This is a genomic window from Belnapia moabensis DSM 16746 (assembly GCF_000745835.1).
Lineage (GTDB): Bacteria > Pseudomonadota > Alphaproteobacteria > Acetobacterales > Acetobacteraceae > Belnapia > Belnapia moabensis.
This window is the reverse complement of the sequence record NZ_JQKB01000258.1, coordinates 1-1,675: the sequence shown is the minus strand read 5'-3', so window position 1 is coordinate 1,675 and position 1,675 is coordinate 1. Positions and strand designations below refer to the sequence as shown.

2 protein-coding genes are annotated in these 1,675 nt (G+C 67.0%); both read right to left on the bottom strand.

Annotated features, from left to right (window positions below; genetic code table 11):
* Positions 1-258: 258 nt before the first annotated feature.
* Positions 259-1,122, bottom strand: a complete 864-nt coding sequence (gene istB / locus EP26_RS30715; protein ID WP_211259646.1) for an IS21-like element helper ATPase IstB — start codon at positions 1,120-1,122, stop codon at positions 259-261.
* The coding region (locus EP26_RS30710) for a Mu transposase domain-containing protein (RefSeq protein WP_043345322.1) at positions 1,119-1,675 on the bottom strand (557 nt) is incomplete at its 5' end. The genes istB and EP26_RS30710, both read right to left, overlap by 4 nt.

Genomic DNA, 1,675 nt, shown 5'->3' with positions numbered 1-1,675 from the left:
CAGCCTGGAACGCGCTGATGCGCAGACCAGAGCAGGTCACCTCCATCACCACCCGTGCCTGGGCTCAGGTCAAGCTCTAGGGCGGCTGGTATAACCTCCTGCGCCGTGGTGTTGTTACGGATTTGAGCGCTGTCAACGGCGGAGCAAAACCAGGCCAGCGTGGCGGAGTAAAACAAGGCCACTGGCAGGCTAGCGGCACCTGACCTGACCGGCCCCCGATCGGGGGTCGGTCAGGTCTGCGGCTGGCTTCTTCGGTGGTCAGCCGGGCAGGATCTCGCCGGTGTCCGGGTCGCTGCGGTCGTCTGCGGCGGCGTTGGTCGGCGTGGCCTTGGTTGCGAGGCGGCGCCGGGCGGTGGACTGGGTCAGGCGGTAGCTTTCGCCGTTCATGGCCAGGATATGGACATGATGGGTGAGCCGGTCGAGCAGGGCGCCGGTGAGGCGTTCCGAGCCAAGTACCGCGGTCCATTCCTCGAACGGCAAGTTCGAGGTGACGATGGTGGAGCCGTGTTCGTAGCGCTGGCTGAACACCTCGAACAACAGTTCCGCTCCGGTCGGCGAGAGCGGCACATAGCCAAGCTCATCGATGATCAGTAGCTTGGGCGCCTGCAACTCTCGCTGCAGCCGGAGCAGGCGCTTCTCGTCACGCGCCTCCATCAGCTGGTGCATCAGTTGGGCCGCGGTGGTGAACACGACGCTGAACCCCCGCTGGCAGGCGGCCAGGCCAAGGCCCAGGGCGACGTGACTTTTGCCGGTGCCGCTGTTGCCGAGGGCGATGATGTTCTCGCGCCGCAGGATGTATTCACAGCGCGCCAGCTCGAGGACCAGCATCTTGTTGAGGCTGGGGATGGCAGTGAACACGAAGCTGTCCAGGCTCTTGGTTGCCGAGAACCGCGCCTGGCGGATCCGCCGCTCGACTAGCCGCCGCTCGCGGTCGATCAACTCCAGCTCGAGCAGCCGCAGCAAATAGCGGGGATGATCGACGCCGTCGCGGGCGCATTCGCGGGCCACCTTGTCGTACTCGCGCAGCACCGTCGGCAGCCTGAGCTGCTTGAGGTGATGCGCCAGCAGGACCTGCGGCGTTCCCTGGCTGGTACCGTGCGGCATGGCATCGGCCGCGGTCATGCTGCCTGCTCCTGCAGCAGGGTGGCGTAGTCGGCGGCGCGGGTCATGCGCACGTCAGTGACCGGCAGATAGGGATAGGCGGTCAGGTCAAGCCTGGCTGGACGTCGCTCGATCCGTGCCAGGACGATCTGCCGGACCGCGTCGTAGCCGATGGCGCCGAGATGGATGGCATCGGCCACCGCGGCGGCCATCACCTCGCGGGCGGCGATCTCCAGCAGCCGCAGCACCTGGATGAACTCCCGCTTGCCGCGGTTGCCCATGCGGGCCTCCAGCAGGTGGCGCAGATGCTGGAACGCCGGCGGCAAGGCCCAGCCCTGCAGCGCTGCCGCCTGGTCCAGCGCACCCGGCTTGGTCTCAAGCAGCGCCAGGTAGTGCAGCGGGTCGTAGACGAACTCGCCATGGCCATAGCAGCGGGCATGGTGGGCGATCGGCGTGCCGTCGCACAGGATCAGCACCCGGTCTATGAAACCCTTCACCAGCACCGCCTGGAACCCATGCGCGGTCGGCACCGAGTAGTCGCTGCCGCGGTAGCGGACCAGGGCGGTGGAGGATA